Source organism: Ruegeria sp. O5 (assembly GCF_056535105.1).
In genome coordinates, this window is sequence record NZ_JBQERN010000001.1 from 854,215 (window position 1) to 878,565 (window position 24,351).

20 protein-coding genes are annotated in these 24,351 nt (G+C 58.1%); 15 read left to right on the plus strand and 5 right to left on the minus strand.

Annotated elements, in window-relative coordinates:
• The first annotated feature begins 73 nt into the window (after positions 1 to 73).
• The 7 genes from ACR0M3_RS04270 (at position 74) to mdoH (ending at position 9,562) form a co-directional block, all read left to right on the plus strand.
• A complete protein-coding gene (locus ACR0M3_RS04270; protein ID WP_480484235.1) occupies positions 74 to 532 on the plus strand; it encodes a DUF302 domain-containing protein in 459 nt (152 codons plus the stop codon).
• Between the two features lie 79 nt (positions 533 to 611).
• Positions 612 to 2,231, plus strand: a complete 1,620-nt coding sequence (locus ACR0M3_RS04275) for a thiamine pyrophosphate-binding protein (RefSeq protein ID WP_480909818.1) — start codon at positions 612 to 614, stop codon at positions 2,229 to 2,231.
• Positions 2,218 to 3,402: a CaiB/BaiF CoA transferase family protein gene (locus ACR0M3_RS04280; protein ID WP_480909819.1), complete on the plus strand. Its 1,185-nt coding sequence runs from the start codon at positions 2,218 to 2,220 to the stop codon at positions 3,400 to 3,402. Before ACR0M3_RS04275 ends, ACR0M3_RS04280 begins: the two co-directional genes overlap by 14 nt.
• A gap of 179 nt (positions 3,403 to 3,581) precedes the next feature.
• On the plus strand, positions 3,582 to 4,952 hold the full coding sequence (locus tag ACR0M3_RS04285; RefSeq protein ID WP_480909820.1) for a tetratricopeptide repeat protein: 1,371 nt from the start codon (positions 3,582 to 3,584) through the stop codon (positions 4,950 to 4,952).
• A 28-nt stretch (positions 4,953 to 4,980) separates the two neighbouring features.
• Positions 4,981 to 6,198, plus strand: coding sequence for an OpgC family protein (locus tag ACR0M3_RS04290; RefSeq protein ID WP_480772919.1), 1,218 nt, complete (start codon positions 4,981 to 4,983; stop codon positions 6,196 to 6,198).
• Complete coding sequence (locus ACR0M3_RS04295; RefSeq protein ID WP_480772920.1) at positions 6,195 to 7,694, plus strand: OpgD/OpgG family glucan biosynthesis protein; 1,500 nt, start codon at positions 6,195 to 6,197, stop codon at positions 7,692 to 7,694. The genes ACR0M3_RS04290 and ACR0M3_RS04295 overlap by 4 nt, the downstream gene beginning before the upstream one ends.
• Entirely contained in the window at positions 7,691 to 9,562 is a 1,872-nt protein-coding gene (gene mdoH / locus ACR0M3_RS04300) for a glucans biosynthesis glucosyltransferase MdoH (protein ID WP_480772953.1), read from the plus strand. Before ACR0M3_RS04295 ends, mdoH begins: the two co-directional genes overlap by 4 nt.
• Here mdoH and ACR0M3_RS04305 read toward each other — a convergent pair whose 3' ends face one another.
• The gene (locus tag ACR0M3_RS04305) at positions 9,563 to 10,387 is read right to left on the minus strand and encodes a CE1 family esterase (RefSeq protein ID WP_480772921.1); all 825 of its coding nucleotides are present in this window, start codon (positions 10,385 to 10,387) and stop codon (positions 9,563 to 9,565) included.
• Positions 10,384 to 10,857, minus strand: coding sequence for a rhodanese-like domain-containing protein (locus ACR0M3_RS04310; RefSeq protein WP_480485185.1), 474 nt, complete (start codon positions 10,855 to 10,857; stop codon positions 10,384 to 10,386). The genes ACR0M3_RS04305 and ACR0M3_RS04310 overlap by 4 nt, the downstream gene beginning before the upstream one ends.
• Before the next feature lie 222 nt (positions 10,858 to 11,079).
• Here ACR0M3_RS04310 and ACR0M3_RS04315 point away from each other — a divergent pair, with 222 nt between their 5' ends.
• From ACR0M3_RS04315 to selD, 7 genes are read left to right on the plus strand one after another with little or no spacing between them, the layout of a single operon-like run.
• Positions 11,080 to 13,950, plus strand: a complete 2,871-nt coding sequence (locus tag ACR0M3_RS04315) for a monovalent cation/H+ antiporter subunit A (RefSeq protein WP_480909821.1) — start codon at positions 11,080 to 11,082, stop codon at positions 13,948 to 13,950.
• On the plus strand, positions 13,950 to 14,309 hold the full coding sequence (locus tag ACR0M3_RS04320; RefSeq protein ID WP_209503290.1) for a Na+/H+ antiporter subunit C: 360 nt from the start codon (positions 13,950 to 13,952) through the stop codon (positions 14,307 to 14,309). Before ACR0M3_RS04315 ends, ACR0M3_RS04320 begins: the two co-directional genes overlap by 1 nt.
• A complete protein-coding gene (locus ACR0M3_RS04325) occupies positions 14,306 to 15,850 on the plus strand; it encodes a monovalent cation/H+ antiporter subunit D (RefSeq protein WP_480909822.1) in 1,545 nt (514 codons plus the stop codon). Before ACR0M3_RS04320 ends, ACR0M3_RS04325 begins: the two co-directional genes overlap by 4 nt.
• Positions 15,850 to 16,347: a Na+/H+ antiporter subunit E gene (locus ACR0M3_RS04330; protein WP_209504851.1), complete on the plus strand. Its 498-nt coding sequence runs from the start codon at positions 15,850 to 15,852 to the stop codon at positions 16,345 to 16,347. Before ACR0M3_RS04325 ends, ACR0M3_RS04330 begins: the two co-directional genes overlap by 1 nt.
• Complete coding sequence (locus ACR0M3_RS04335; protein WP_209503286.1) at positions 16,344 to 16,613, plus strand: K+/H+ antiporter subunit F; 270 nt, start codon at positions 16,344 to 16,346, stop codon at positions 16,611 to 16,613. Before ACR0M3_RS04330 ends, ACR0M3_RS04335 begins: the two co-directional genes overlap by 4 nt.
• A gap of 7 nt (positions 16,614 to 16,620) precedes the next feature.
• Entirely contained in the window at positions 16,621 to 17,007 is a 387-nt protein-coding gene (locus ACR0M3_RS04340) for a Na+/H+ antiporter subunit G (protein WP_209597047.1), read from the plus strand.
• A gap of 5 nt (positions 17,008 to 17,012) precedes the next feature.
• Positions 17,013 to 19,172, plus strand: a complete 2,160-nt coding sequence (gene selD / locus ACR0M3_RS04345; RefSeq protein ID WP_480909823.1) for a selenide, water dikinase SelD — start codon at positions 17,013 to 17,015, stop codon at positions 19,170 to 19,172.
• Here selD and mnmH read toward each other — a convergent pair.
• Together mnmH and ACR0M3_RS04355 are read right to left on the minus strand one after the other, a co-directional pair.
• Positions 19,163 to 20,215 carry a tRNA 2-selenouridine(34) synthase MnmH gene (mnmH, locus tag ACR0M3_RS04350; RefSeq protein ID WP_480909824.1) on the minus strand — a complete coding sequence of 351 codons (1,053 nt, stop codon included), beginning with the start codon at positions 20,213 to 20,215 and terminating at the stop codon, positions 19,163 to 19,165. The genes selD and mnmH overlap by 10 nt on opposite strands.
• A gap of 37 nt (positions 20,216 to 20,252) precedes the next feature.
• Positions 20,253 to 20,918, minus strand: coding sequence for an SOS response-associated peptidase (locus tag ACR0M3_RS04355; protein WP_480558296.1), 666 nt, complete (start codon positions 20,916 to 20,918; stop codon positions 20,253 to 20,255).
• A 55-nt stretch (positions 20,919 to 20,973) separates the two neighbouring features.
• Between ACR0M3_RS04355 and ACR0M3_RS04360 the strand changes: the two genes are divergently transcribed.
• The gene (locus ACR0M3_RS04360; RefSeq protein WP_480898045.1) at positions 20,974 to 22,626 is read left to right on the plus strand and encodes a tetratricopeptide repeat-containing sulfotransferase family protein; all 1,653 of its coding nucleotides are present in this window, start codon (positions 20,974 to 20,976) and stop codon (positions 22,624 to 22,626) included.
• A gap of 63 nt (positions 22,627 to 22,689) precedes the next feature.
• Here ACR0M3_RS04360 and ACR0M3_RS04365 read toward each other — a convergent pair whose 3' ends face one another.
• The gene (locus tag ACR0M3_RS04365) at positions 22,690 to 24,267 is read right to left on the minus strand and encodes a bifunctional metallophosphatase/5'-nucleotidase (protein WP_480909825.1); all 1,578 of its coding nucleotides are present in this window, start codon (positions 24,265 to 24,267) and stop codon (positions 22,690 to 22,692) included.
• Between the last annotated feature and the right edge of the window lie 84 nt (positions 24,268 to 24,351).

Sequence of the window (24,351 nt, forward strand, 5' to 3'; positions counted from 1 at the left end):
AACACGGGTTTGTGATGTCGCGGGTCGGTCAGGTCTGGCACACAGGGTGCACCTCAATACAGGAGACGTGACAATGAAAGCCCTCATTCCCTTGCTTTGCCTGATCGCTTTACCCGTTTGGGCGCAGGACGTTCCGGCCGGATGGGCTGTGTTTCCTGCGGACAAGACCTACTCGGAACTGGTCGATGCAACCAAGGTTGCGATCAAGGACAACGGATTGATAGTGGTGACGCAGGCTGGACCCACCAAGGCAGCTGCGGCGCGCGGGATCACCATTCCGGGCAATCTGGTGATTGGCGCGTTCAACAACGATTACGCCGTAAGGGTGCTGGAAACCTCTACCAATGCGATGATCGAAGCACCGATCCGTTTCTATGTCACCGAGAACGAGGACGGAACCGCAACCCTGTCTTACAAGACCCCCAGTTTCGTGTTTGACCCTTACATGGCGGAAGGCGGGCAAGCCTTGCAGGACATTGCCGCGGAACTGGATAAAACCTTTCAATCCGTCGCTGAAGACGCAGTCAAATAGTCACACTGACGTGATCCGCCTTGCGTCTGGTGGCGTCCTCCGCAATCTGCTTCGAAACGGTTATCTCGGAGCATGACTGATGCAGGACCCCACGCCGCGCGCCGCCGATCTTCTGGCCCAACGCCTGTACGAAGCGGGGTGCCGCCACGCCTTTGGAATGCCGGGGGGTGAGGTGCTGACACTGGTGGATGCGCTTGAAAAGGCGGGCATTGCCTTTCATCTGACAAAGCACGAAAACTCGGCCGGATTCATGGCCGAGGCCGTGCATCACCGCGACGGCGCGCCTGCGATTCTGGTTGCCACTTTGGGTCCGGGCGCGATGAACGGCATCAACGTGGTGGCCAATGCGTTGCAGGATCGTGTTCCGATGATCGTTCTGACCGGTTGCGTCGATGCGGACGAAGCGCTGACCTATACCCATCAGGTTATGGACCACAGCCAGGTTTACCGTTCCATCACCAAGGGCACGTTTACACTGACGGCCAAGGGAGCGGATATCATCGCAGACAAGGCGGTGTCGCTGGCCACGCAGCCGCGACCGGGCCCGGTCCATATCGATGTTCCAATCTCGGTCGCCGATACGCCGGTGACGGGTGTGAAACGCCGCCGTCTGGCCAAGGTCGCGCCTGTCAGCCCCAATGGCGAATGCCTTGAAAAGGCCCGGCGCTGGGTGGCGGAGGCCGAGCGCCCCATCGCCATTATCGGTCTCGATGTCCTCTATGACGACTCGCGCAGTGTGGTGCAGGCGTTTTTGGAACATTTCGGAATTCCATTTGTGACCACCTACAAGGCCAAGGGTGTTGTTCCCGAAGATCACCCTTTGTGTCTGGGCGGCGCTGGCCTGTCGCCATTGGCAGACAAGCACCTTGTCCCATTGGTCGAACACGCCGATCTGGTGCTGTGTCTGGGGTATGACCCGATCGAAATGCGCCCCGGCTGGCGCGAAATCTGGGACCCCGAAGAAAAGCGCGTCATCGATATATCCGCGGTGATCAATGACCACTACATGCATCAGGCGGGTCTTAATCTGGTGGCCGACACGGGCGAGACGCTGGAGGCCATCGCCAAGGGAAACCCTGCCCGCGCAACGTGGCCGGGTGGTGAGCCCGCGCAGGTCAAATCTGCTCTGGCACAGGCCTTTCCCACTGATGAGGACTGGGGACCCGCAGCGGTCATCGCCGAAACGCGCGCTACCCTGCGCCCCGAAACGCTGGCAACCGCCGACAGCGGCGCGCATCGCATTCTGCTGAGCCAGATGTGGGACTGCAGCGAGGAACGTGGGCTGATCCAATCCTCAGCGCTCTGCACCATGGGCTGTGCTGTCCCAATGGCCATTGGTCTGAAACTGGCCGAGCCCGACCGCCCGGTGATCAGCTTTTCGGGTGATGCCGGGTTTCTGATGGTCGCCGGGGAATTGTCGACGGCGGCTGAAATGGGCGGCAATCCGATCTTTCTTGTCTTCGTAGATGCCAGCCTTGCCCTTATCGAGTTGAAACAGCGGCAGCGGCAGATGGGCAAGAATGGCGTGGATTTCGGCCACCATGACTTCGCCGCCATGGGCCGTGCATTTGGTGGGAACGGCCACACTGTCCGCAACCGGGCAGAGTTGCGCGCAGCACTTGAAGCTGCTGTAAAGGCCGAGACATTTACCGTCATCGCCGCTGAAATCGACCGTGGAGGATACGATGGCCGCATCTGAGGGCCCGCTGAAGGGCGTCAAGGTTCTGGACCTCAGCCGTATTCTGGCCGGGCCGACCTGCACGCAGTTGCTGGGTGATCTGGGCGCAAGCGTCATCAAGATCGAAAACCCTGCCACCGGGGGCGACGACACGCGGCAATGGGGTCCGCCCTATGTGACCAATGCCGACGGCAACCGCTCGGACCTGAGCGCCTATTTCATGTCAGCGAACCGAAACAAGAAATCCGTGGCACTGGATATCGCGACTGAGAAAGGTCAGGCGGAAATCCGGCGGCTGGCCGCGCACGCGGATATTCTGATCGAAAATTTCAAACCTGGCGGTCTGGCTAAATATGGACTGGATTATGCCACCCTGTCACAGGACTTCCCCAACCTCGTTTACTGCTCGATCTCGGGTTACGGCCAAACCGGACCAAATGCCAGCAAGCCCGGGTATGACCTGATGGCGCAAGGCTATGGAGGGATCATGTCCCTGACCGGCGACCCGGAAGGCGCGCCAATGAAAGTGGGGGTCGGAATCGCTGATGTGATGTGCGGAATGTATGCGAGCGTTGGTATTCTGGCCGCACTGCGCCACCGCGACCTGACCGGTGAAGGTCAGCAGGTCGATCTGGCACTGGTTGATTCTCAGATCGCATGGCTGATCAACGAGGGCGTCAATTACCTGACTTCTGGCAACGTTCCGCAACGCCGCGGAAACGGGCACCCCAATATCGTGCCTTATGACGTTTACGAGACATCCGATGGGCATGTCATTCTGGCGGTTGGAAATGATGGCCAGTTCAGAAAGCTGTGCGGTTTCCTGGGACAACCCGCACTTGCCGACGACCCCAGATTTGTGACCAACCCAGCGCGACTGGAACACCGTGATGCGCTGAACGCCATTCTACGACCGGCTGTTCAACGGCTGGATACGCAATCCGTAATTTCCGGTCTTGAAGCCGTGAAAGTGCCCGTGGGTCCGGTCCAGACGCTGGATCAGGTTTTTGACACGGAACAGGTAGCAGCACGAAATATGCAGATTTCGATGCAGGCCCAGCCCGGTAAGGTGAACCTGATCGGGAATCCCCTTAACCTGTCACGTACGCCTGTAACATATCGCAGCGCACCACCCACCTGCGGGGCGGACACTGACTGGGTATTAAACGCTGAAAACCCGTTCGACGATTGAAACACTTGCACAACTAGGCGGCAAGTTGCTGAAACATGCCTTTGAATCGGCGGATTTTTTCGACTTTTTCACACACGACATTTCACCAATTCGAGAGCGGGGTCGATACTGATACGCCGCTCTCGCACACTCTGTTACATCAAACAGTGTCAAATACCGCAATCAGATTGGACCCAAGTATGAAACAAGACGTTTTTGGACAGATGAACACCTTGGCGCAGCCGGAAGCTGTCGAAGCCTGGAATGGTGTTCTGCTTGGGTTCATGGCACATGCCGCGGTTACGCCCCAACATCTGGGCAAAGTGCTGGAGCTTGAGCCCGATTTTGCTTTGGGCCATGCCGTTAAAGGCCTGTTCATGGCCCTTCTCGGTCGGCGCGAGATGATGGCGGTTGCAGTCGAGGCTTTGGCGGCTGCCAATGCTGCGATGAAACGACAGCCCGTCTCGGCGCGCGAGCGGCTGTTTGTCGATGCTTTGGGGCTGTATCTGGCGGGCCAACTGACACAGGCGGTGCAAAAGTTCGAAGCGGTCCTGCGCGATCATCCGCAGGATACGTTGGCGATGAAACTCAGCCACGCGACCCGTTTCGTTCTGGGCGATCCGGACGGAATGCGCCGTTCGATCGAACGGGTGATGCCTGCATATGAACCCGATCACCCCGGTCGGGGTTATCTGCTGGGCTGCCATTCCTTCGCGCTGGAAGAAACCGGAGCTTATGAAAAGGCCGAAATCGCAGGACGTCAGGCGCTTTGGATGGTGTCCGACGATGCCTGGGGTCTGCACGCGGTGGCCCATGTCCATGAAATGACCGGCAACGCGCAGCTGGGCCTTGACTGGCTGGCCGGGCGCGAGGCGGCCTGGGCCCATTGCAACAACTTCCGCTATCACGTCTGGTGGCACAAGGCCCTGATGCATCTGGATCTTGGTCAGGTCGATCAGGTGATGGACCTGTATGACAATCACGTCCGCAAGGACAAAACCGACGATTACCGCGACATCTCAAACGGAACTTCGTTGCTGATGCGGCTTGAACTAGAAGGCGTAAACGTTGGAAATCGCTGGGAAGAACTGGCTGACCTGAGTGCTGCGCGCACCGAAGACGGCTGCCTGATCTTCGCCGATCTGCATTACCTTTTGGCACTGACAGGCGACAATCGCGTCGACGCCACAGCCAAAATGCTGAACCGCATGAGCAAGGATGCAGCGCGTGCCAATGACGACACCACCCGCCGTATGGCCGATCCCGGTGTCGCGGCCGCCATGGGCCTTGAAGCCTTTGGTGACGGCCATTATGGCACGGCATTTGATCACCTGTTGGCGGCGCGCGGTTCAATTCAACTGGCTGGTGGCAGTCACGCGCAACGTGATGTATTTGAACGCATTACCATCGATTCCGGGCTTCGGGCCGGTCGTCTTGATGCGGTTGAACGCATTCTGGATGACCGTCGCGCCAAGCGCGCCGGGGGTGAAGACAATTATGCCATCGCGCGCCGCGCCCTGATTGATGCGGCACGCGACGGCGGAGACATGCAAAGCGTCCCCGCCGAATAACAAGACGACCAAGAAGGACAGAGACCGTATGGCGACCATATCGCCCGCTGCTGATTTTGCACCCGTCGCAGCCCCGGCTGCGGCCCCCGCTCGCACGCGTGACCCGCGACTGGATTTCTATCGCGGCATCGCGATGTTCATCATCCTGATCGCCCACATTCCCAATGATCCTTGGGCGAATTGGATCCCGGCGCGCTTTGGGTATTCGGACGCAACCGAGATTTTCGTGTTCTGTTCGGGCATGGCCTCGGCCATCGCCTTCGGCGGGGCGTTCCTGTACAAAGGCTGGTGGATGGGCACGGCCCGAGTGGCCTATCGCATCTGGCAGGTTTATTGGGCCCATATTGCCCTGTTCTTCTTTGTCGCCATGACAATGGCAGCGCTGGACCTGACCGGCGCGTTCGGGAAAACCTATGTCTCGTCCCTGAACCTTCAGCATTTCTTCAATGATCCCGCCCCGCAGATGGTGGGGATCTTTACCCTGACTTATGTACCGAACTACTTTGACATCCTTCCGATGTATCTGGTGGTACTGGCGCTGATGCCGCTCTACATCGCGCTGTACCGTGTCAGTTTCTGGCTGATGGCGGCTGCATCTGTGACCATCTGGTGCATCACTCAGACCGGCGCGCTGGCCCTTCCGGCCGAGCCTTGGTCGGATCGGCAATGGTTTTTCAACCCGTTTGGCTGGCAATTGCTGTTCTTCACCGGATTTGCCTTGATGCGCGGATGGATTCCCGCTCCACCAGTATCGAAATCTCTGGTCTGGGCGGCTGCCTTGTTCCTGATCCTGTCAGCTCCGTTTGGATCTTGGAAGGTCTTCCTCTGGGTTAACAGCGCTGCGCCTGAGTTGGGCGCTGCGATCCGAAAGATCTGGCCACTGACCGACGAATTGCGCGACAAGACCGAGTTTGGTGCGCTGCGATATGTCCATTTTCTGTCACTGGCCTATCTGGGCTGGGTCGCGGCAGGCGAACATGGTCACCGCCTGATAGCGACGGGTCACGGAATAGGCGCGCGTGTCTGGCAATTCCTTCTGACTGTCATCACCAAAGTCGGTCAGCAATCCCTTGCGGTGTTTGTATTTTCCATGGCAGCAGCACGACTTATCGGCGTTGCCCTCGATCAAGCTGGGCGGGATGTTGCCACCGTCTTTGTCGCCAACATAATTGGCTTTGCCATGATCATCGGTGTGGCCTATCTGGCAGCTTGGTTTAAGTCTCAACCCTGGAAATTGAAGAGATGAATTTCACCCGTCGCGCATTCCTAGTCTCGACGACTGCCTTGGCCTTTGCCCCATCGGCCTATGCGACCGGGGGCGCAGTCCCCTTTGACCGCGACCACGTGATCGAACTGGCCCGCGAACTGGCCAGCCGCCCCTATGCGGAACGCGAAATGGTTCCCCAAGAATGGCAGGATCTGACTTACGAACAATATCGCTCGATCCGTTTTCGGCTGGACCGGGCGTTGTGGTACGAAACCGAAACGCCATTCAACGTCGATTTCTTCACACCGGGCCTGTATTTCCCCCGGACCATCAAGGTGGAAACGGTCGAAAATGGCATGACAACACCAGTCGATTTCGATCTGGGGATGTTCGACAAATCCGAAGATGTGCCGCAATTGCCCATCGACGAGACTCTGGGCTTTTCAGGCCTACGGCTGCGGACCGAGATGCACCGACCCGGCAAGACGGATGAGTTCTGCGTCTGGCAGGGTGCCAGCTATTTCCGCGCTATTGGTCTGGACGAGGTCTACGGTCTGTCGGCACGCGGTCTCGCCCTGAAAACAGGCGACCCGGATGGCGAGGAATTTCCTGAGTTCATCCGTTTCTGGCTGGAGCGCCCCAAGCCCGGCCATCGGAATATGGTCGTACATGCGCTGATGGACAGTCCCAGCGTGACTGGTGCCTATCGCTTCAATGTCACGGCGGGGGCGGATTGCATTATCGACGTCGAGGCCACGCTGTTTCCCCGCGAAGACCTACCTCATGTAGGTATCGCGCCGGGCACCTCGATGTTTCTGTTCGACCAGACCAACCACAGCCGGTTCGACGATTTCCGTCCGGCCGTCCACGACAGCGACGGGCTGTTGATCCGCAATGGCGCGGGCGAGGTGTTGTGGCGTCCGCTGGCAAACCCGGCCCGCCTGCAAATATCGTCTTTCGTTGACGAGAACCCGCGCGGCTTCGGGCTGATGCAGCGCAAGCGCGAGTTTTCGGACTATGCCGACCTTGAGGCGAATTATCACAAGCGCCCGGGTCTGTGGGTCGAGCCTCGGGACGACTGGGGCAAAGGCACCGTTACACTGGTCGAGATACCGGCCGATCAGGAAATCTATGACAACATCGTCGCCTATTGGCGTCCGGCAGAGCCCTATGCGGCAGGCAGTCGGGTTGATCTGTCCTATCGTCTGATCTGGGGTGAGGAGCCTCAGCGCACTCCGATGCCACGGGTGACCAACACCGCCATGGGCGAAAACACCTTCGGTGAGGGGCGTTTGGCCGTCATCGATTTCGAAGGCAGCGATTTGTTCGATGATATCGAGGCGATCAGTGTCTTCGTGGATTCCCCTCATGCCGAAACCTCGGACGGTGTTCTGCAACGCAACCCGGATACGGGTGGATTGCGTCTGGCGTTTTCGTTCCAGCCTGATGGGCGCGATCATGTCGAATTGCGCGCGCAACTGCTGAAAGACAAACAGCCCGCCTCTGAGGTGTGGCTTTACCGATGGACCATATGAACCGCGATCTGCATATCATGCCGCCTGAAGCACCTCTGGCGATGCCCGCGCAGAATTTCAACGTGGGGTTCCACGATGCCGATGCCCCGTCGGGCACAGACACGGGCGCGACTGGATTTTGGCGCGCGCTTGCGTTTTCACCGGCGATGGTGGCGACATTGGGCCTGCTGTGGATTATGAGCGACTGGTTCAGCGCCCAGGGAATCAATCTGATCGAGGGCATCCTGTTGGCGCTTATCTCGTTCAACTTCTTCTGGATTTCGTTCACGGTCTGCACCGTTCTGCTGGGTATGGTTTCGCTGTCGCGACAGGATCGTCCGCAGCGCAAGCGCACAGCACAGCCCCTACGCGTGGCCCTTTTGACACCGGTATACAACGAAGTGCCATGGAACGTACTGGGCAACGCCCGCACCATGCTTGAAGATTTGCAGGCACGCGGAGGGCAGCATCACTATGCCATGTTCATCCTGTCCGACACACGCGACCCTGAAATCGCGGCACAGGAACAAGCCAGCGTCGAAGCCCTGCGCACCACGCTCGCCCCGGGGCTGGAGTTGTATTACCGCCGCCGCGAGCAGAACACCGACCGCAAGGTGGGTAACATCGCCGACTGGGTCAGTCGCTGGGGCGCAGACTGGGACGCGATGCTGGTTCTGGATGCGGACAGCCTTATGACCGGTCGCGCCATACACCGGCTGACCGATGCTTTGGCGCGTGATCCCGGTGCCGGGCTGATCCAGAGCTATCCGCAACTGATCGGCGCGCAATCGGTATTTGCCCGGATGCAACAATTCGCCAATGGGGTCTATGGCATCGCCTTTGCCGAAGGGTTGGCGCGCTGGTGCGGGCAAGAGGGCAATTATTGGGGCCACAACGCCATAATCCGCACCAAGGCTTTCGCCACCAGTGCCGGACTGCCCAAGCTGCGTGCGTTCAACGGTCAGGACAAGCTGATCATGAGCCACGATTTCGTCGAGGCTGGATTGCTGCGCCGTGCCGGATGGGCGGTGCGGTTCCTGCCGCGCATTCGGGGATCTTACGAGGAAACGCCCCCCACACTGATAGATCATGCGATGCGGGATCGGCGTTGGTGCCAGGGCAACCTGCAACACCTGAAACTGCTGGGCTCGACTGGATTCCGGGCCGTCTCGCGTTTTCACATGTTCCACGGTGCCGTAGGATACCTGATGTCACCGCTGTGGTTTGCGCTGCTGTTGATGTGGGCACTGATCGGTCAGGGCAAAGACGCCTCTGTCCTGCATTACTTCAGCCCCGATAATCCGCTGTTCCCGCAATGGCCGGAAATGTCGGAAACCCGGCACGTTCTGATCATTCTCGTGATGTATGCAATGCTGCTGGCACCCAAGGTGCTGGGAGTTCTGGCTTTGCCGCTAAGCGGTGTGCGTTATTCCGAGTTCGGAGGCGGCCTCAAGTTCCTGACCTCGTTTCTGGCCGAGGTCATTCTGTCGATCCTGTATGCGCCGATCTTGATGGTGCAACAGATGATCGCCGTTTTCCGGACAGCGCTTGGCATTCAGCGGGGCTGGTCGCCGCAAGCACGCGACGGTGGCAGTTACGGATTGCGCACGCTGATCCTGTGTCACGCATTGGAAACCGTCAGTGGCATAGCCTTGAGTGTTGGTATCCTGTCCGGGCTGGTCTCGATCTGGCTGGCTCCGATTGCCATCAGTCTCGCACTTGCCATTCCGCTATCGGCACTCAGCGGTGTTTCGGCCGGTGCCGCACGCCGGATGGTCGGAATGCGCGAGGATTTCCGCGAACCTGCCATCACCCGGTCGGCCCGCCGTTACCGAGCCGAGCTGAAGCAACTGGTTGAAGGCAAGATCAACATGACCCCGGCAGAGTGATCAGCTGCCGGGAAGCCCTTCGTACCAATCCACGACCATATCAGCCCAACCGGCTGGAACTGTATGACCGCCCGGGAACAAGGCAAACTCCAGCGCGCTGCCTTTGGCACAGGTGGTCCAGCGGCGGCGCATAAAATTCCCCGTTGTGCTAAAGCCGGCCGGTTTGTGATCGACGCAGCCATTTGCCTCGCGCCAGATTTCGAGCCCGGCATAGATATCGCCCTGCCGAAACCGGCCACCGCCCAGTACGCGCCCCTCAAGCGGTACCACGTTGTCCGTCCAGCCATGGGTATGAAACATCCGGATCGGACCCTTGCAGGTTTCCGGGTGTGGCCTCCAGAATCCTCCGGACACCGGAACATATGCCGAAAATGTCTCGGGCGCCTTGCAGGCGAGATAGTTGACCATAAAGCCACCAGCCGAAAACCCGCCCAGCATGACCCGGTCCGCATTGATTCCGAACCGGTTTTCCGCGTCCTGAACCACTTCGGACAGAAAGGCGGTTTCATCCCGTTTGCCAAATCCTGGAATAAAGTTCCAGCTTTTTCTGCCGCCCCGGTTGGGCCTTTCCGAACCTTCCGGTGCCATCACAGCATACCCCCGCGCCAGCAGAGGTTCGACCATCCCGCGATTTCGCATCGTGCCAGATCCACTGCCGCCATACCCGTGCAGAAACACCAACAACGGCGGGTTTTCCGCACCGGGCAATTCGATGTGATACGCGCCCAAGGATGTTTCGCAAATTTCCCCCTGATCAGCACAATCCGCCAAGGCCAACTGCGCGGTGAAGGCAAATACTGCTGCCAGGCTGATTTCCCTGATCATCCTGCATCCTCACTGTATTTACGGACCGGTAAACCGGTCCTTACCCATCCCGGCCCGGCCGCCGAGCCCAACATACCCTCGGGTACGTCGATGATATTTGTGAATCCGGCTTCAATCAAACGATTGCTGAGGCGCGCGGACCGCACCCCTCGGGCGCAGATCAGCGCCACGGGCGCAGCCTGATCACCGCCGGTCATTTGTGTCAGAACGTCGACGAAATCCTCGCGGCGCATGTCCAGCGGTACCGCGCCCTCGCCTATTCCCGAGGCGCGCCACTCGCGCGGTGTGCGGATATCAACCAGCAGAACGCGCCCGTCCGCGGCCTGCTCATGGGCGTCGGCCACACTGATCCGGCCACCGCTGTGATCTTCAGGGATCAGTCTGTATTGCCTGATCGCAAACCCGGCAGCAATCGCGGCACCGCCACCAATCAATAGCCACCGTCGGGATCGGTTCGTTTTTTCGGCCACGCCTCAGCCTCCTGTTCGCTGATGCTGGTTCTAGCACAACCACACAGCAAGTTGCGCGGTGAAACACAGCTCGCAGATCAAGATCGCGTCATTAATGCGCAGTGCCACCAATGCATTGGTGATCCATTGGAGCCCGGCAAAAAAGTTGCCATCTCTGGACAGTCGGCAAAATATCCTTACAAAATTGACCTCACCCTGACCGCCCAGACCGGAGTATCGCACTTGTCCCTATTCCTTATTGCGGCCCTTCCCTTCCTTGGTGCTGTATTTCCCGCACTGCTGATCCGCGCGGGCCGAAACGCTGCCGCATCCGCAGCCGGGTTGACCACATTTCTGGCCCTGATGGGGCTGCTGATCCACATCCCTTCGGTCATGCGCGGAGACGTCGTGACTGCCCGGTTTGACTGGATACCGAGGTTGGGCCTGAACGCGAATTTCATGCTGGACGGGCTGGGATTTCTTTTCGCCTTGCTGATCCTCGGCATTGGATTGCTCATCATTCTCTACGCACGGTTTTACCTGTCGCGCGAAGACCCGATGGGGCAGTTCTATACCTACCTGCTGCTATTTCAGGGGGCGATGGTTGGTATTGTCCTGTCCGACAATATCCTACTTTTGATTGTTTTCTGGGAACTTACATCGCTCAGCTCATTCCTGCTAATCGGCTATTGGAAACATCTGCCCGATGGCCGACAGGGCGCGCGCATGGCTTTGGCCGTCACCGGCTCGGGTGGGTTGGCGATGATCGCCGGGATGCTGATCCTCGGCAATATCGTTGGGTCCTATGACCTGAGTGTCATTTTGCAGAGCAAGGAACTGATTCAGGCGTCCCCCTACTACCTGCCGGCGTTGATCCTGATCCTGTTGGGCGCTTTCACCAAGTCGGCACAGTTCCCGTTTCACTTCTGGCTGCCGCATGCGATGGCCGCACCGACACCGGTTTCCGCCTATTTGCACTCGGCCACCATGGTGAAGGCCGGTCTGTTCCTGATGGCGCGGATGTGGCCGGTTCTGGCAGGAACAGATGCGTGGTTCTACATCGTGGCCACGACTGGTCTGATCACCATGCTGCTGGGTGCGGTCATCGCGCTGTTCAAGGATGATCTAAAGGCGTTGCTGGCCTTTTCGACCGTATCCCATCTGGGCCTGATCACCATGCTGTTGGGCTTTGGCACTAAAATTGCCGCCGTGGCCGCCATTTTCCACATCATCAACCATGCGACCTTCAAGGCCGCCCTGTTCATGACCGCCGGAATCGTGGATCACGAGACCGGTACGCGGAACCTGAAACGGCTGGGTGGCCTGCGCCACCTGATGCCGATCACCTTTACCATCGGCACCATCGCAGCCCTTTCCATGGCGGGTCTGCCGCCGCTGAATGGCTTTTTGTCGAAAGAGATGATGCTGGAAGAGACTGTGCATACCACCTGGTTGCATTCACATTATCTGGTTCCGGGGCTGGCACTTTTGGCAGCGCTGTTCTCGGCCGCTTATTCTTTCCGCTTCGTCAGCCATGTTTTCCTTGGACCCAAGCGAGAAGACTATCCCAGCCATCCGCATGACCCGCCTGTCGGGCTGTGGCTGGCGCCCGCACTGCTGGTTGTACTGGTCGTCCTGATCGGTCTGAATTCCGCCGCGATCGTTGGCCCCCTGATCGCCGTGGTTTCCAGCGCGGTGATAGGCGGCGAGAAGCTGCCGTATTACTCGCTCAAACTGTGGCATGGCTTCACGCCCGCACTTTACATGTCGGTTGTTGCGACATTGGGCGGCCTTTTCCTGCTGGCGCTGCACAAACGCGGCGAGCAGGTCTGGAATGCCCTGCCCCGGCCCGAGGCCAAGGTAATCTTTGAGGCTATCATCGACGCGCTGACCAGATTAAGCCGCTGGATAACCGATGAGATGCATAACGGTGTTCTCAGCCGCTATGCGATCATCTTCGTCGCTTTCACCGTGGGCCTTGGTTATTACGCCTATTCGACAGGAACCATCGGCGTGGAAACCCGCGTTCCGCTGCCAGCGCAGATCATTCCGATCATCGGCTGGATTTGTCTGGTGGGCGCAACGCTTGGTATCATGTGGTTCCACCGGAACCGCCTGTTGTCGCTGGTGTTGATCGGCGTCGTGGGCCTGATCGTTTCCATCGCGTTCAACTATCTTTCCGCTCCGGACCTTGCCCTGACGCAAATCTCGGTCGAGGTGGTAACGATGATCTTGTTGCTGCTGTCGCTGAACTTCCTGCCGACCGAGACGCCATGGGACAGCAGCACAGCGCGGCGATGGCGGGATGCCGCGATTTCCGTCGTTGCCGGTCTTGGCACCGGCGCGCTGGTCTACGCGATGATGATGCGCGATTTTGCATTTCCAACGATTTCAGAGTTCCATCTGGCCAATTCCTATAAGGGCGGTGGCGGCACCAATGTGGTCAACGTGATCCTGGTCGACTTCCGGGGTTTTGATACGTTTGGAGAGATCATCGTGCTGGGCATTGCCGCGCTGATTATCTTTGCGCTGACGGAATCCGTGCTAAGCACCAATGTCCGCAGTTACCTGCTGAATCGCAAACCGCACTGGCCCCAGTCCGGTGATTCACACCCGCTGATGATGGTTGTGGCGACCCGCGTGATGATGCCGATTGCGCTGATGGTCGGAGCCTATATTTTCTTCCGTGGGCACAACCAGCCCGGCGGCGGATTTATCGCCGGGCTGATCGTCGCCATCGCCTATCTGATGCAATACATGGCCAGCGGCTATACTTGGGCGATCGAGCGGCAGCGGTTTTATTACCACGGCACCATTGGCTGGGGTGTGCTGATCGCTGCGGCCACGGGTCTGGGGGCCTGGTTCAATGAACGCCCCTTCCTGACCAGTGATTTTGGCTATCTCCACTGGCCCCCGCTTGAGGAATTCGAATGGGCCACCGCCATGCTGTTTGACACGGGCGTGTTCCTTGCGGTTCTGGGGGCGGTCATGCTGGCGCTCGACAGCCTGTCCCGCTTTGCATGGCAGCCCGGGATGGCACAGGAATTCCCGATGGATATCAATCCCCTGCGGGACTCTCCACCGGAAAAAGAACAAGAGAAGGAGCAGGCCTGATGGAAGCGCTCGTAGCCTCTGCCGTCGGTATCTTGACCGCAGCCGGAATATTCCTGATCCTGCGCCGCCGGACGTTCCCTGTCATTCTGGGCTTGTCGCTGATTACTTACGCGGTCAACGTGTTCCTGTTCGCGACCGGGCGCCTTGCGCTGAACGCCCCGCCGGTTCTGAACAAATACAAGGACGTCGCTTATACCGATCCTCTGCCACAGGCGCTGGTGCTGACCGCAATTGTGATATCCTTTGGGATGACCGCGGTGATCGTGATGATTTCGCTCAGCGCGTACCTGTCCTCCAAGGATGACCATATCGACATGACAGCGCAGGACAGCGTGGATGCCGCGGGAGAAGACGCATGAACCACTGGATCGTTGCGCCGATCGTCCTGCCCGCGATCCTGGCTCCGTTTAGCATCATGGTTTTGCGATACCATCTGGACCTGCAGCGCATCTTTTCCGTTGCCGGTGTTGTAGCCCTGTTGGGTATCGCCCTGACAATCACAGCTCAGGCTTCGGGTGGAGATATTCAGGTTTACGAACTTGGTGACTGGCCTGCCCCGTTTGGCATTGTCATGGTACTGGATCGAATGTCGGCCATGATGGTTCTACTAACCGCGCTGCTGGCCTTACCGATTGTCCTCTATGCAATAGCTTCGGGCTGGGATGATAGGGGCAAACACTTCCACGCCCTATTCCATTTTCAGCTTATGGGTGTCTGCGGCGCGTTTCTGACCGGAGATGCCTTTAACCTTTTCGTGTTTTTCGAAGTTCTGCTGATCGCCTCTTACGGTCTGATGACCCATGGTGGCGGTGCGGTACGGTTGAAGGCGGGTGTGCAATATGTGGCCTACAACCTGTTGGGATCGACCTTGTTCCTGTTCGCCTTGGGCACGATCTATGGCGTGACCGGGACACTGAACATGGCGGATATCGCCACAAGGGTTGCCGAAATCCCGGCCGAGGATACGGCATTGTTGCGGGTTGGCGCAGTCCTTTTGCTTTTGGTCTTTTGCATCAAGGCCGCCGTTCTGCCCCTGCATTTCTGGCTACCTGCCAGCTATGCCAATGCGCCAATGCCCGTCGCGGCCCTGTTTGCAATCATGACCAAAGTTGGGGCTTACTCGATTCTGCGGATGTTCACATTGGCCTTTGGCCCCGATGTCGCAGCGACAGAGGGTCTGGTGGGTGAGTGGTTGCAACCTGCTGCACTTGTCACTCTGGCTGTCGGGGCTATCGGTATTCTGGGGTCAAAACATATCGCCCGCATGGTGGCGTTCTGCGCGATTGCATCCATGGGCACCCTGTTGATCGCGATCTCGCAATTCACGCCTGATGCGACAGCTGCGGCGCTGTACTATGTGTTCCATTCGACGCTGGCGACAGCCCTGCTGTTCCTGGTTGCCGATCTGGTGATGGCGCGGCGCGGCGGGGCCATCGCGCCGACGCCACCGATGCCGCAAAGCGGTTTGGTGTCCGCACTGTTCTTCGTGGGGGCGATTGCGATGGCGGGAATGCCGCCCTTGTCCGGCTTTATAGGCAAGCTGCTTGTGCTGGACGCCTCGCGCGATGCTTCGGATGCCACGACGGTCTGGGCCGTGATTCTGATCAGCTCATTCGTCACAATAATTGGCTTGGCCCGAGCCGGAACTTTGATTTTCTGGAAAAGCTACGACACTCAGGCTGTTCCGATAGCAGAGCCAGCGGAAAATGAAGCTGCCCCCGCACCGGTCGCACCTGAACCACAACCCGGTCTGGCCTTTACTGCCGTGTTTGGCGCCGTAGCCGGCCTGATCCTGCTAACATTGTTCGCGGGCCCTGCGCTGGAATATACAAGCCAAACCGCAGGGCAGCTGTTTACGCCTGAAAACTACATCTCTGCCGTATTGGGAGGGGCCGAGTGATGAAACTGCTACACCGGATATTTCCGCACCCGCACCTGACCATTTTGTTGACGATCGTCTGGATCCTGCTGGCGAACAAGCCGTCGCTGAATTCTCTGGTCTTTGGCCTGATCCTTGGGATCATCATTCCCTTTGTCACACAACCCTACTGGCCCGACAGGCCCAAGCTGCGCAACTGGCCAATGGTCGCCGAATACATGATCGTAGTGCTGTGGGATATTGTCGTCGCGAACGTGACCGTGGCCCGCATCGTCCTGTTCAAACGCAATGAAGACCGGCGGCCCAACTGGGTGTGCATTCCACTGGAGCTTCGGACACCCGAGGCCATAACCGTGCTGGCCGGGACCATCACGATGACACCCGGCACCGTCAGTTGCGACCTGTCGGCACAGGGGCACAATCTGCTGGTCCATTGCCTGGATGCACCAAACCCGGATCAGGTGCGCGACGAAATCAAGCAGCGCTATGAACGTCGCCTGAAGGAGATTTTCGAATGATCGAATACGCAATCTACTTTGCATTTGCCTGTTTCGGCGCGGCGATCATGATGTGTCTGTGGCGGATCATCACCGCAGACGGCGTTGGGACCCGGGTTCTGGCTCTGGATACAATGGTCATCAACACGATTGCCCTGATGATCCTTTATGGCCTGTCGAAAGGGACCGAGATTTTCTTTGAAGCGGCCATGATCATCGCGATGCTGGGTTTCGTCTCGACCGTGGCATATGCGCGCTTCATGCTGCGCGGCAACATCATCGAATGAGGGCGATATGACATTCATTGCAGAGCTGCTGATCGCCGTTTTCCTTATAATCTCGGGTGTTTTCGGGTTTGTCGGGTCCTTCGGCATGATCAAGCTGAATGACCCTATGTCCCGCCTTCACGCGCCGACCAAGGCGACAACTTTAGGCGTGGGTGGGGTGTTGCTGGCTTCGATCACCCATTCCGTTCTGCTGGAAGGCAAACTGTCGCTGCACGAGCTTCTGATCACGCTGTTTTTATTCCTGACGGCTCCGATCACGGCCCTGTTCATTGCAAAATGGCACATTCACCGTCATGAACTGCCCAGCGACCTGCCCGATGCTGGCGAGGATGAGCTTTGGGCCACCCACGCCGTCGAGCAGGTCGAGGATGTTCCGGACCACAGCGCGAATTAACACAAATGCACACATCTCCGCTGCCCCTGACCCGTGATCTGGTTTTAATTGGCGGCGGCCACACCCATGCTCTGCTGCTGCGCAAATGGGGAATGAGCCCTTTGCCCGGCGCGCGGGTAACCGTGATCAACCCCAGCCCCACTGCCCCCTACTCAGGAATGTTGCCCGGATATGTCGCCGGTCATTACGACCGGTGGGAGTTGGATATCGATCTTGTCAGATTGGCCCGCTTCGCAGGTGCACGTGTGATCTTGGGTGCGGTCAGTGGCATCGACACCGAAACACATGAAGTGCACGTCCCCGGGCATCCTCCGGTAGGCTTCGATGTGGCTTCGGTCAATGTAGGGATCACATCGGACATGCCCGCCCTGCCGGGCTTTGCGGAACATGCAGTGCCAGCCAAGCCGTTGGGACCCTTTGCCGCAAAATGGGCCGAGTATCTAAAGGGTCAAGGGCCGGCCTCGGTCGCTGTGATCGGCGGCGGCGTCGCGGGCGTCGAACTGGTCATGGCGATGGCGCACGCGTTAAAGGCCAGGGGGCGGGCGGCACAGATTACCCTGATCGATAGTGCCTCGGCCCTGACTGCAACCAAACCCAAGGCGGCGGCAACAATCCGGATTGCAATGCATGATCTTGGCGTGGAGGTGATCGAAAACAAGGTGATCACCCGGATCGGGCAGGATCACGTGGAACTACAGGACGGGCGCACAATTCCGGCTGGTTTCGTGACCGGTGCCGCCGGAGCACGCGCCTATGACTGGATCGCAAATACAGGGCTTGACCTTCAGGACGGATACATCCGCGTGAACAGCTACCTGCAATCCAGTGATCCGGCTGTGTTTGCCGCCGGGGATTGCGCCCATCTTTCGGAAAACCCCAGACCGAAGGCTGGCGTCTATGCGGTGCGCGAAGCGCCGGTTTTGTTCGATAATCTGCGCGCAGCGCTCGGCGCGGGACGGATGCGAAAATACACACCGCAAAAAGACTATCTCAAACTGATCTCACTAGGTGGCAAGTCAGCACTGGCCGAGCGTTTGGGAACATCGTTCAGCGGCCCGTTGATGTGGGCCTGGAAGAACCATATCGACCAGAGTTTCATGAAAAAGTTTCGCGACCTGCCGCGAATGACACCGCCCGCCCTGCCACGCGACCGGGCCGCTGGGCTTGATGGGGTTTTGGGTGAAAAGCCCATGTGCGGAGGATGTGGAGCAAAGATCGGGCGCGACGCATTGCAAATCGCCCTGAAATCCCTCCCCGCCCCTGCTCGTACCGACATCACCGCCCTACCCGGCGACGATGCCGCGCTTTTGCAAACAGGCGGGGCGCAGCAAGTCATGACGTCTGACCACCTGCGGGCTTTCACCAACGATCCCGCACTTATGACGCGGATCGCTGCCGTTCACGCCCTGGGGGATATCTGGGCCATGGGGGCCGCACCTCAGGCGGCCACGGCAACAATCATCCTGCCGCGCATGTCTGCCGCCCTGCAAAGCCGCACAATGTCCGAAATCATGTCAGTCGCGAGTGACGTCATGCGGGCTGCGGGCGCGGAAATCGTGGGCGGGCACAGCTCAATGGGCGATGAGATGACTGTCGGTTTCACGCTGACTGGCCTGTGCAAGGCTACTCCGATTACATTGGCGGGTGGTCAGCCGGGGGATCGCCTGATCCTGACAAAACCCTTGGGAAGCGGTGTTCTGATGGCGGCGGAAATGGCTGGTCTTGCCGAAGGGGCCTGGGTCGCGGCAGCCTACAAACATATGACACAGCCCCAGGGCGATGCAGCCCGCATTTTGGCCAACGCCCATGCGATGACCGACGTGACCGGGTTTGGTCTGGCCGGGCATCTGCAAGGCATCTGCGACGCATCGCATTGCGGCGCTACGCTTGAACTGGACGCGGTAAAGGTGATGGACGGCGCGCTTGCGCTGACGGATCAGGGGGTCCGGTCAACGATTTTTGCCGACAACAACGCGATTGCGCCCGATCTTGCGTCCGGGGGCAAGGCGGCGCTGCTTTTTGACCCGCAAACAGCCGGGGGTTTGCTGGCCGCCGTGAATGCGAAGGACGCCGAAACCCTTCTGCAAGATCTTCTGGACGCGGGATATACGGCAATGATCATTGGCCAGCTGACCGACACACCGGGTTTGCGCCTTCAAAGCTGATCCAGAAGGCTTTCAATTTGCGCGGCCGCGTTGCTCAGCCCCGTGTTGTCCAAAGTTTCCACATCAAAACTGGCCAATACCTGCACCGGGCGGGATTGCCGGGATTTGGTGTATGCGGGATCATAATGCTGTTCCATCAAGGCCCGTGTCAGCGCCTGTTTTTGACCCGCATCAATCAATCGCAGCCATCCGTCCACGACCTCATGCCCGCGATGGAACCGCAGCGGCGATAACCGGTCACGCAAACGGTCACTGTCAGACAGGATGTCGTCATAAGCCCGCACCAGATAGGCCGAACGTGCTTCAATCGAAGCCGTGATGTTCACACGCGGAGCATTACACAACGCGTTCCAAAGGCTGGGTGGCAGGATCAAGCTGCCAATTTTGGATGATTCCGCTTCGACCACGACTGGACGCGCCGGATCCATTGAACACAGCGCAGCGGACAGGGCAGATTCAAACCCCTTCTGACTGGGCTGCCCCCCTGGCCTTTCGCCCAGCAAGGACCCGCGATGGTTGGCCAGCGCTTCAAGGTCCAGAATCTGTACGCCTCGTGCGTGCAACAGAGCCAAAAGATCGGTCTTTGCGGTGCCCGTGTAGCCATCCAGCGCGATCAGCCGATGTGGCAAGGGATCATCGTACAAATAAGCGTTCACCAATCGACGGTAGGTACGATAGCCGCCGTCTACCACTTCGGCGCGCCAGCCAATTTGCTGCAACATCCATGTGAATGATCCGGAACGCTGTCCACCGCGCCAGCAATAGACCAAGGGGCGCCACGCTCCGTCATGATGGCTGAGGTGGTGTTCGATGTGATTGGCTGCATTGCGGAATACCATAGCAGCACCCAGCTTGCGCGCCAGAAAGGGGCTGTCCTGTACATAAATGGTTCCGACCCGGGCGCGTTCCTCGTTGTTCAGCACAGGCAGGTTTATTGCACCCGGCAGATGATCTTCGGCAAACTCGGCAGGGCTGCGAACGTCGATCACGGTATCATACCTGTGCGCGTAAAGTTGGGTCAGGTCAGGAAATTTCAGAGCCATGCCGAAGGTCTAGCTTGCCGCGTTTCCAAAGAAAAGGTCACGCGTCACAAGGTTCGACCAGCTCTGGCCCGCTGGCCCGGTTCGAGTTCACCGCAGGCCCGACCCGGTGGAAGGTCAACACATCCTCGTTCCCCGGCTGCATCAGCCGTGCGGCCCCTTTTCCGGCTTCACCCAACCACAATGGCCAGTCATTGGGTTCTACGATCAAGGGCATTCGCTGATGAATGACCTCAAGCCTTTTGCTGGCAGCCGTCGTCACGATAGCACAGGTGCCCTGCCGTTCGCTTTCAGGGCCCCAGTCCTGCCAGACCCCGGCAAAGGCAATGGGAGCTTTGTCCTGACGGTGGATATACCAAGGCAGGCGCGTTCCCTGTTCCGTTTTTGTCCATTCATAGAACCCAGTCGCTATGATCAGGCAGCGGCGCGTCCGGCAGGCATCGCGAAAGGCGGGCTTGTCCGCCAGGGTCTCGGCCCGGGCGTTGATCAGTAACGGCCCCGCCGTTTCGGTCTTGTACCAATGTGGCAGAAATCCCCAGCGCAGCGCATCCAGATGGCGGCCTGTTTCGCCGCTACGCACGACATGTACCTGATTTGTCGGACAAACATTGAAATTCGGCACCACAGGTAGCGCATTTGCCGGGCGCGCCGAAAACAGCTGCGCCATTGCGTCGTTGGGAAGAGTTATTGCAAACCGTCCGCACATGGGTAATGAACCACCGATACATTCTTGATACAGGCACAGGATCTCACGGGGTCACATGGAATACCAGACAACGCAATCCCTCAAGAGCAAAGCACTGGCGCTTCTGGAAGCAGGCAAGCTGCCGCAAGCTTTGAAAAAGGCCCAGCTGGGTGTCAAGAAATTCCCAAAAGACTCGGATTATCATGCCATCGCCGGCTTTGTTTTGACCGAGATGAAGCAATACAAGAAATCAATTCCGCATTTTGTTGAAGCCTCGCGGATGAAACCGGACGACCTGCAGTTTGTCGAAAACCTGGCGAATGCATTGATGCAGACCGGGCAAATTCCTAAAGCCCTGGACTATACCGAACAAAAGCTGGAGCAATTCCCCAACAACCAGGAATTGAACCGCGTGCTGGATGAAATTCACCTCAAAGGCACCAATTGGCGCATGATGATCGAACATGCGAGCAAGAAGCTGGAGAGCGATCCAGACAATGTGGACCTTCTTGCAAAACGGGCCAGAGCTTACGCCAATATCGGCTTTGACGATGAAAACTCGCGGGATGTCGCCCGCGCCTACGAGTTGGACCCCGAGAACACAAAGATTGCCCTTATTAAGTCTGTAAACCTTCACCAAACGGGTGAAAAGAACGAGTCCAAAGCAATACTGAGGCGCGTTCTTCAAAACGAACCCGAACATATGTCGGCTTTGCTGCAATTATCGGCAATTGCAACCACAGAAGAAGCTCCGGAGCTGCTGGAAGCCGTTAATAAAGCCATCTCCGAAAAGGGAGATGATAAGCTGGAACTCCAGTTCGCCAAGGCGCATTTGATTTCAAAGTTAGACGGGTTGAATGCCGCCATGCCGCATTATGCGCGGGCCAATGAAATTCAGCACCAAGGCAACCCCTATGTCCCGGCGGATGAAGAGGAAAAACTGTTCCGGATCACCAGCTTGTTCCCTGTCGATTCCGATGCACCAGAGTCCGGCTTTGCCGAGGGGCCAGCACCGATCTTTGTACTGGGTCAACCCCGCTCTGGCACGACATTGATGGAAATGATGCTGAGTTCAGCCCCCGGAATTTCCGGTTGCGGCGAACTGACTTTGGGGGCCGATCTGTCGCGTGAGTATGAGAAAAAAGGCCAGAAGTATGACGCTGCCAAAGCGTCCGAGCTCGCGCGGGAATTCCTCGAATTGATGCCGCCCATTCCGGGCGACTCTGTCGCCTTTGTCGATAAGATGCCGCACAATTATCAACGTATTGGATTCCTGCTGTCTGCCTTCCCAAAGGCAAAGATTATCAACATGCTGCGCGATCCGCGTGATGTTGGATTGTCCAAATGGATCAGATGTTTTCCTGCGGGCGGAATGCGCTATGCCTCGAATATGCAAGCCATCGCCCATTCGGCAAATATGTATCGTCGTTATATGGCGCATTGGGATACCGTGTTCGGAAATCGTATTCTGACGGTACCTTACGAAGAACTGGTGGCCGACCCGAAAACCTACAGCCAGCAGGTCGCTGCGTTCTGCGATTTGGAGTGGACCGAAACGATGATGCACCCCGAGAAAAACACCAAACAGGTACGTACGGCAAGCATCGATCAGGTGCGCAACAAGATCTCGACCAAGTCTATCGGCGGCTGGCGCGGGGTTGCTGAGCACATCAAACCGATGCTGGACGGGTTCGATCCGAAACTCTGGCCGGAATATGATTTCAGCTGATCCGTTCCCAAACAAAAAAGCCGCATCACAGGGATGCGGCTTTTGTCTTTGTCGTAAACCAAGTTACTTCTGTTTGATACGCCCGTCTACATAGGGCTGATAGGGCGCATTTTCCGCCAGGTATTCCGCGGTGACATCCGCAAGGTCCGGGCCGAAGTCATAGGCGTTCTTGTCGTCGCCTTCGAACATCTTGTACCCGTCACCGCCGTTGCGGACGTAGTTGTTGGTGACGACCAGGTAGGTCTTATTCGGGTCGATCGGAACAAAACCGTCACCCTCGGCAACCATTACCTCGCTGACGCGTCCCTCGTTCGGCGCAACGCTTGGATCCCAAGTGAAGCTTAGGCCGGCGACCTGCGGGAATCGGCCTTTCACTTCTTCCACCTGACTTACGCCATTTTCGAGTGCGTCAATGACACCCTGTCCGCTGATTTCAAAGGTCGACAGTGTATTCTGGAAAGGCAACACCGTCAGAACCTCGCCCATGGTCACATCACCGGGATCGATAGAAGCCCGCAACCCACCGGAGTTGGCAATGGCGATCTGAACGCCCTGATCCGCCACGCGCGCCAGCATCGCATCGGCAACCAGGTTGCCCATCTGGCATTCTTGCACGCGACAAATTGAGCGATCCCCTTCAATGGCTTCGGCAGCGCTTGCAACGACCTTGTTGCGGATTTCATCCAACGGCACCGCCAGTTCCGCTATACGGTCCAGCGCTGCCTGATCCTCGGTCACTGCGTTGTCCATGATCAAAGGCTCGCCAACTGCCTCGATCACTTTGCCGTCGTCATCGAAAGTGACGTTCAACTCGCCCAGAAACTTGCCATAGGCATAGGCCTGAACAATCTGTACGCCGTTTACCACCGTTGGGTACGGACCTGCCGCCTTATCCGACACATTCGAAAGATACGTATTCGAATGCCCGCCTACGATCACATCAACACCGGTCGTCTCTTGCGCGACACGCTGATCGACGCCATAGCCGGAGTGGCTGAGAACGATGATCTTGTTGACGCCTTCACCTGTCAGTTTATCGACTTCGGCCTGCACAGCTGGCACCGGGTCCGAAAACGTGACGTTGGGGCCGGGCGAGGCAAGCTCATCCGTGTCGATTGGGGTCAGGCCGATCAGGCCGATCTTCTCGCCGCCTACTTCGATAACGGTCGCTTTCTTGATCCTGTCCGTCAAAAGCTCTTCGTCGCGAATATCAGCGTTGGACATCAGAACCGGGAAGTCGACCGAGTCGATGAACCCCCGCAACACTTCAGGGCCGTCATCAAACTCGTGGTTGCCAACGGTCATGGCGTTATAGCCCAGCTTGTTCATGAACTCCGCCGCGACCTTGCCCTTGTAGTAGGTATAGAAAAGGGACCCCTGGAACTGGTCACCTCCATCCACCAGAATCGAGTTTTCTGCCCGTGCGCGCGCATCGGCAACTGCCGTAACAAGGCGCGCCGATCCGCCAAAGCACTTACCTTCTGCATTGTCTTCCGCACCGCATCCGCTGTCGTATTTGTTGATCGGCTCAAAGCGCGAATGGAAATCGTTGGTGTGCAGAATTGTCAGCTTGTAATCGGCTGCTGCGGCACCCGCCGTCAGGCCCAGCACCGCGACCGAAGTTAAAAATCGGGTCAACATCTTGGAACTCCCTGTTATTATTGCCGGGGATCGTGCGCTTATGTCGACCGAGAGTCAAAGGAGAAATCCAGCTTGATTCCAAGC